The organism is Dokdonella sp., assembly GCF_051958935.1.
In the GTDB taxonomy this organism is placed as follows: Bacteria; Pseudomonadota; Gammaproteobacteria; order Xanthomonadales; family Rhodanobacteraceae; genus Dokdonella_A.
The window spans coordinates 1-7,033 of sequence record NZ_JBQCFP010000016.1 but is presented as its reverse complement, the minus strand read 5'-3'; the positions used below and the strand labels follow the sequence as shown (position 1 = coordinate 7,033).

Annotated in this window: 7 protein-coding genes; 4 read left to right on the top strand and 3 right to left on the bottom strand. The window is 66.0% G+C overall.

Going from position 1 to position 7,033, the window contains the following annotated elements:
* Positions 1–5: 5 nt before the first annotated feature.
* Positions 6–125 carry a S26 family signal peptidase gene (locus ACTHK2_RS01455; RefSeq protein ID WP_440243898.1) on the top strand — a complete coding sequence of 40 codons (120 nt, stop codon included), beginning with the start codon at positions 6–8 and terminating at the stop codon, positions 123–125.
* Here ACTHK2_RS01455 and ACTHK2_RS01450 read toward each other — a convergent pair whose 3' ends face one another.
* Positions 126–230 carry a M15 family metallopeptidase gene (locus tag ACTHK2_RS01450; RefSeq protein ID WP_440243897.1) on the bottom strand — a complete coding sequence of 35 codons (105 nt, stop codon included), beginning with the start codon at positions 228–230 and terminating at the stop codon, positions 126–128.
* A 27-nt stretch (positions 231–257) separates the two neighbouring features.
* Between ACTHK2_RS01450 and ACTHK2_RS01445 the strand changes: the two genes are divergently transcribed.
* Positions 258–962, top strand: a complete 705-nt coding sequence (locus ACTHK2_RS01445) for a hypothetical protein (RefSeq protein WP_440243896.1) — start codon at positions 258–260, stop codon at positions 960–962.
* Between the two features lie 143 nt (positions 963–1,105).
* On the opposite strand, the gene ACTHK2_RS01440 is transcribed toward ACTHK2_RS01445, so the two are convergent.
* On the bottom strand, positions 1,106–1,486 hold the full coding sequence (locus ACTHK2_RS01440; RefSeq protein WP_440243895.1) for a VOC family protein: 381 nt from the start codon (positions 1,484–1,486) through the stop codon (positions 1,106–1,108).
* A gap of 107 nt (positions 1,487–1,593) precedes the next feature.
* The gene (locus tag ACTHK2_RS01435; RefSeq protein ID WP_440243894.1) at positions 1,594–3,528 is read right to left on the bottom strand and encodes a hypothetical protein; all 1,935 of its coding nucleotides are present in this window, start codon (positions 3,526–3,528) and stop codon (positions 1,594–1,596) included.
* Positions 3,529–3,869: 341 nt separating this feature from the next.
* On the opposite strand from ACTHK2_RS01435, the gene ACTHK2_RS01430 reads away from it, so the two are divergent.
* Both ACTHK2_RS01430 and ACTHK2_RS01425 read left to right on the top strand, forming a co-directional pair.
* Positions 3,870–5,546, top strand: a complete 1,677-nt coding sequence (locus ACTHK2_RS01430; protein ID WP_440243893.1) for a right-handed parallel beta-helix repeat-containing protein — start codon at positions 3,870–3,872, stop codon at positions 5,544–5,546.
* A 94-nt stretch (positions 5,547–5,640) separates the two neighbouring features.
* Entirely contained in the window at positions 5,641–5,763 is a 123-nt protein-coding gene (locus tag ACTHK2_RS01425) for a hypothetical protein (protein WP_440243892.1), read from the top strand.
* Positions 5,764–7,033 lie beyond the last annotated feature (1,270 nt).

Here is a 7,033-nt window from a genome sequence, read left to right as displayed (position 1 = left end):
TCGTGATGGGCGACAATCGCAATCACGCGAACGACTCGCGCTATTGGGGCGTCGTGCCGGTCGGCAGTGTCATCGGTCGCGTCGTCGGCGTCACGTTACCGGTGAAGCGGCTCGGCGATTTGTAGCTAGCGCGCGGCGATGTGGTGATCGTCGAACGCATGGCGCCAGTCGCCGCCCCATTCCCAGCCGAGCTCGTCGAACGCGGCGACGACGGGACCGTCGTTGACCACGAAGGCGCCGCGTACGCCGTGGCCGTGGTGCCCGGGGACGACATCGTCGTGGGCGGGTACCAGCTTCTCGACCCCGCCACGGTCGCGTTCTCGCTCGCACGCCTCCACGACGGCAAGCTCGATACGTCCTTCGCCGATGGCGGTTGGCTGCGCTTCGTGCCCGAGTGGACGAACTCGTCGGTCAATGTGATCGACGACATCGCAATCGCACCGGGCGGCGATATCGTGATTGCTGCCGAATTCACCGCAGGCGCCGGCAACGCCGTGTTCCCGGTCATCGCGCGCTTCGCACCGGATGGTGCGCGCCGCGAAGCGTTCGGCAGCCCCGAATCACCGGGGTTTCGCGCGTTGTCCGTGGCGAATGGATACGACCTGCAGGTGCCGCGCGGACTCGTCGTCCAGCAGGACGGTCGAATCGTCTACGGCGCCCTGATACGGGACCGCGTGACGAACCAGACACCGAGAATGGTCACCGGACGCCTGACGGCCGAGGGAAAGGTGGATCCGGGCTACGCCAACGGCCCGGTCGGGCCTGCGCCCGGACCGACCCAGCTGGTGGCGGACGTCTATACGCTCGCCTTGCAGAACAATCGTCCCGTCATCGTCGGCAGTGCCGGCTTTCGCGAGGATCCGGAAGACCCCTGGATGCCGATCTACTACCGCACGCGCGTCATCCGTTTGGACAATGACGCCCTGTTCTCGTCCGGATTCGACGGCGCATTGCATCCCTGACACAGCCAAGACTTGAAGCGATCGCGGGGCGAAATGCCTCGCGGTCGTCCCACCCCGCCCGCATCCGGCAGTTCGTGCGCATTCCGTGCGGGCGTGGAGCCGCCCGATCTCCGGCTATTGCACCGCGAAAATCGCCCCGCCGTTCAGTCGACGACCGATGCCCCGGGTGGGTAGTAGGTCAACTCGAACCGGATCCCGTCCGGATCCTTCGCGAAGAACGCGGTTGCACCGTCGATGTCCTGCACGTCGCCAACCGCGAAGCCTGCCACGGAAAGCGTCGCACGCAACGCATGCACCTGTTCCGGCGTCGTTGCACTGAACCCAACATGGTTCATCCCGGCGCCGTAACGCTCGTATGGACGCGTCTCCGCGCGCGCTTCGAGAAACTGCAAGTGGAAACCATCCGCACTCGACCAGACGTGCGGCTTGGTCTTGGCGAAGCCGAGCGCCGGCAGCAACGTGCCGTAGTACGGCATCGATCGCTCGAGCGACGATACGAGCAGGGTCAGGTGATCGGGTCTCATCGTGCTCCTCGCGCACATCGCCGGCCGATGTGCGGCGCGGACGTTTGCCATTCGCACTGCTTCACGGCCAGCCAGCGCCGGCCATGCGTCGATCCATGTAGCGCATGCTATCGCGGGTCGAATCCGTCGACGAACAGTGGCGCCTCCACGTCTCCGAGTTGCGTTTCCAGGGCGCCAAGATCGCGTGTGCCGAACAGGTCCGCTCGCCAAGGCAGATCGACGTCGCGCTCCCGACCATAGGCATCCTGACCCATCGGGCCGTCCGGAGGCGACCAATCCACGCCCAGCGAATGGGACGCGAGTCGGTAGTCGCCCGAGGCGGCATCGAGGAAGGTCGGCTGTCCTCTCCAGAGCGTCGGGCCGCTGCCGGGATACGACGTATCGTGCAGGACGCGCGTCAATACGATCGCGCCGGGCGGCGGGGCGCCGACGCTGAAGAGGGCGGCACCCGGCTGGTCGATGATCGCGTCGGAAAGCGAGGAGGTTCCGCTGTCGTTGCCGACAATGGCGCCGCTCAGCGCGTTGTCGGCGATCGTGACGTTGCGAAGCGCGATCTCGCAATCGAGAAAACACTGCTGGGCGACCGACTTCGCCGCGTTCTGCGCCACGAGCAGGTCGGTGCCTCCGATCGATGACATCGACGTGCCCGGCCGGCGCTGCAGGCGGAACAGGTCGCGCACGCCATTGTGCAGCATGCGCATTCCCTGGAGCTGGATGCGCGCGCCGTCTTCGGACTCGAACAACGAACCGTTCGCGGGTCGGCCATCGTCGAAGGTCGAGGCGTTGCCGAGGATGCGATTGCACTGCGCACCAGGACAGGCCGCGGGCACGTTGTCGCAGGTCGCTTCGTTGCGGAACGTCGTGTTAGCGCCGCGCACGAACGCCACGGACCCCGCGTCTTGTGCGTCGTTGAACTCGAATCCTGCGTTCCAGCTGCAGACGTCGACCGACGCCGCACCGGCCGGATTGGAAACCGAGATCACGCCACCGCGCGCGTGCGCTCGATTGAACGCGAACACCTGCGGGTGCTCGAACCAGCTCAGGATGCGCACCGACGCATCACCGTGCGCATTTCCCAGGCGCGGATGGTCGCCCAGGGCGATCACCCCGCCGAACTCGGCCTCGTTGCCGGTGAACGTGGCGCCCGAGCCCGCGACGGGGATCGTCTTGAGCAGGATCGAAACCGGCGGAACGGCGAGGATGGCGCCACCATCGCCGAGCGTGCCGTTCGCATCCACCTGGATGCCGCCCAGTTCGTCGGCCATCCACAATGTCGAGCGTCCGCTCATCGCGATCGCACCGCCGCCTTCGCCGGCGAAATTGCGGTTGATGCGCGTCCCGCCGCCGACGGTCAGTGAAGCGATTCCGGTGTCGGACTGCAACAGGACGGCGCCGCCGACCGCGCCGGCGCGGTTGTCGTCGATGTGCGAGTTCTGGACGCTCAGGCGCGCATCGCCGCCGCGTGCGAACACCGCGATGCCACCACCGACGCCGGCATCATTGTTGTCGATCACCGAGCGGAAGATGTTCAGCGACCCCGCGCCGAGATAGGCGATGCCACCACCGTACGAGTCCGCATTCAGCGTGGAATCGCCGCGTGTCAAACGGATGCCTTCGATCGATACATCGTGGCCGAGTATCGTGAGTACCGGGGCTTTCGCGCCACCGTTGCCATCGAGTTCGGTAACGTCGCTGGGCGTGACATCCCAGCAGTCGTCGAAGCCACCGACGATCTTCAGCGGCCCCGGATCGGATACGTCGGGGTTCACCACACGATTCGCGACGAGCGCCTGCTGGCGGTAGAAGCCCTCGGCGACATCGCGCGTGATCCAGATCTCGTCCGCCTCGCTCGTCGCCGCGGCCGCGTCGAGCGCGGCCTGGATCGTCGGGAAACTGCAGTTGTTGCTCGTACCGCTGCGGCCGACGGTGTAGACGAAAGCATCGGGATTGTGCGCGGACAGCAGGCCGCCCAAGGCCAGCGCGAATACCGGAATTCCGCCCGGGCGCCTGGTCCGCTCGGTCGGGGTGCGAGGGTTGGTCATCATCTGCTCCACGGACTTTGGTGGAGGAGAAAACGTTGGATCCGCGCGCACGGCGCCATCCGTCCCGAGATGCCGCGCGCGAGGGCGATGGCGGCGAGCGTGTTCAGCGGGAGCTGCCCTGCGCGCCCCCGAGCTACGGCACACGACGTTGACTGCGCATGACGCGGCCATGGCGGATCCGACGTTCATCAGCATGCGATGCGTCGCTCGGCACACGGGGGGCGTGCACGAACAAAGCCCGGGTACCCGTCATGAGAACAGAAACCGCATTCCGACCTCACAACTCCCCGCCATGCGGGAGCATTGGCCGCCATCGCCGTCCGCTTGCACTCGCGGGGCTCGTGCTCGGCGGGTTGCTCGCCCACGGTGCTGCGCACGCGGGCGCGATCCTCGTTGGCCGCGGGCCCTCGTGCACGGAGCCCACGCTGCAGACAGCGATCGAACGCGCGTACCGCCTGCCCGGATTCAGCCTGATCATCCTCACCGACGATGTGCCGGATGGCGTCTACCGCGAAAACGTCGATTTAGCCGGCGTGCCTTCGGGCGTTTCTTTGGAGATTGTCGGCGGCTTCGACAACTGCAGGGATCTCACGCCGACGGCGTTCGGCAGAGCGAGCATCTACGGGGGCAACGACTATTCGATTGAGCAGCACGACCGTGGCGAACTCAGCTTGCGCAACTTGTGGATCGAGGGCAGTTGGGGGCTCGGCTGGAATGACGCGAATGGCGGCGAGTTGCGGCTGCAGAACGTTACGATCAACCACATCGACGGCAGCGGCATCCGGTTCTTCGGCAGCGGCAGCATCCTGCGACTGCAGGACACGGTCGTCAGTAACAGCCGCGGCATCGAACTTCGTGGCGGGAGAACCGAATTCCTCGGCAACGTGAAAGTCATCGACAACCAGGACGTCGGAGTTAGGGTGGGACGCGGGGCGTCCTTCGCGATCTACGGCGAACATAACGAGATCAGCGGAAACGGCGGCGACGGCATCCAGGCGAGCGAAGGCATGGACGCCATCGAGATCGGCGCGACCGGGCCGGTCCTCTCGCAAAACGTCGGCCTCGGCCTGCATGTCAAGGTCGGGGGAGGCAATCCCACGGGCAACGCGGTGCTCTATTCCACCGATCCGGGCAACCCGCTGACGATTTCGGACAACGCGTTCGGTGCGATCCGCGTCGGCACGCCCGCGTCCTATCGCCTCTGCGCGCGCAATGTCGTCCTCGACGGCAATCTCGGCCGCGCGATCCATGCGGACGGACCGTCCGTGTTCGTCGAAATGAACGGACCTATGTGCGATTTTCCTGACGCCGCGAACGTGCGGTGCCCGGCACTGGACGCCGCGCACGGCTGCAATCGGATCGTCGGCAACGGCCGGCCGAATGTTCCGTTGGTATCGGCTTTCACCGGTGCGCGCGTCGACGTGCATCGGACGCTGTTCGCTTACAACAACGCGAGTTCGATCCTCTCGACCAATCTCGGCGTGGCCACCAGCAGCGCGTCCCTCACCCTCACCGATTCCGTGGTGACGAAGAACACGCTGCGCGACAACCTGTTCGAGTCGCTGAACGGCGGGATCGTCGACATCTGGGATACGACGGTCTTCGAGAATACCGGCACGTTCCAGACGAGTTTCATCGGCATCGACGCGGGCCTGCTGCAAATGACCAACGCGATCCTTGATCAACCGCAGGTATTCGTAAACATCGTGGGCGGCGCGGCATCGGCCCACTTCACGAACGTGATCGCCCCCAACCGCATCGGTGCAGCGCCCGGTGACGTCGTCATTCTCGAGCGCCCCCTCTACTTCGATTCGCTGGGACGACTCGATCCGGATTCACCGGGTGTCGACTACGGCCAAGCTGGCGGCGGCGTGGACTTCGCCGGTGCGCCACGGGACGTGGATACGGCAGACGTGCTCAACGTGAATGGCCCGCGTGACCTGGGCGCGTTCGAACTCCAGCTCGTCGAGGTGGGCCGCATTTTCGCGGACAGCTTCGGATTTGCGCGTTCCCGCTGATCGACGCGGTTCGATGCCGGTCGAAGCCGCGGCGCCCGCCGATCCGTCCGCGCACGACGCGTGAAGCATCCAAACCATCCCCACGGAAACGCCGATGAAAACCGAACCGACCCACGCGCGCGTGATGCCGGCGCGATACTTCGTGCTTGCGACCGTCCTGCTGCCCCCGAGCCTCTTCGCATCGAACGCCGACGCCGGGGCGATCCCCGTCGGCTAGGCGCCCTGCGCCTGCGAAACACGCGCCGTAGAGCGCGATCGAACGTTGAAAGCCTGCACGCCTCGGGCGGATCGGAAGGCGTCGAGCTCGACGGCTCCGTGATGGTCACCCTCTTGGCGGCGAAGCGTCCGGCATGCTCGTCGTCGACAACCGCGTGGGCGGAAACGACGGGAGCGTGCTGCGCGACTGAACCTCGCGGCAACGTCCGCATCCACTCGCAACGGCATCAACGCCTGCGACGAGGCGCTGCTCAAGATGACGGGAACGGTGCCCATCACGCATGACACCGGCCACCGTCCCGCTCCATTCCGCGGAAGCAGATATCCGCGGAAGCGGTCCTACCTCGCCCTCAACGGTGGCCACGGATTGCGGATCGACTCCACCTCTGGCGTTCGAGCAAACGCTGATCGAATCGCCGGATCGGGATAGCCCGTTCGAGATCTCCACCTATACGCGCGGCGCAATCTTCGTGTGCGCACCCATCGCTGACATCGGGTACGCCATGTCGGCCAGCAACGTCTCTACCCGCGACGACCAGGGGCGATACATGTCGAATGCATCGGCGCGCCTCTCACATGCATGGTCGGCTCTGCGGTGGCCACCGATCGCACGACCGGAAATGCGGCTCGCTCTCGAGGAATGCCCGCGCGATCGCAGCGTCTCTGGTCGCCGCCTTCGACGGCGCGCACGTCCTGTTGGGCCGAATAGGATCGCCGAGAATGCCGCTTCGTCGATCCTCTCCACAAATATCGGCACCCGCACAGCGGCGTAGCCGGCCACCCTCACCCGATCGTCGCGGACAACAACGTTCGCGACGATCTGTTCGAGTCGCTCAACGGCGGAATCCTCATGTCTGGAACTCGACAGTCTGCGCGGGGGCGGATTTGGCTTCCGCTTCGTCGGCATCGCCGCCGCGTTGCTGCGAGCGGCGATGAGCATCGTCGACCAGCCCCAGGGGCCGATCACGTTGAAGGGATGGGTCCACTACGCGCGATCGGGTCCTCGCGTCGAACTGTCCCGGTTCAGCGGCGCAGGAAGGGCGTCCTCGTCGGCCAGCCGCGCTCGAGTTCAGCCGCCTCCGACCCGATTCGCCTGGCGTCGACTACGCCCCGGCGGCGGCCGCCACGGCTCGTCGCGCCAGCGTGTCGCTTCGTCGCTGCGCATGATGGCAACGACCGCTGCGTCCCGTTTGCGATGACGGCACACGACGGCGCGAGCGTCGTGGCCGCGACCACAGGGGGCAACATGCGCATTCGCAGTCATTCCGGCG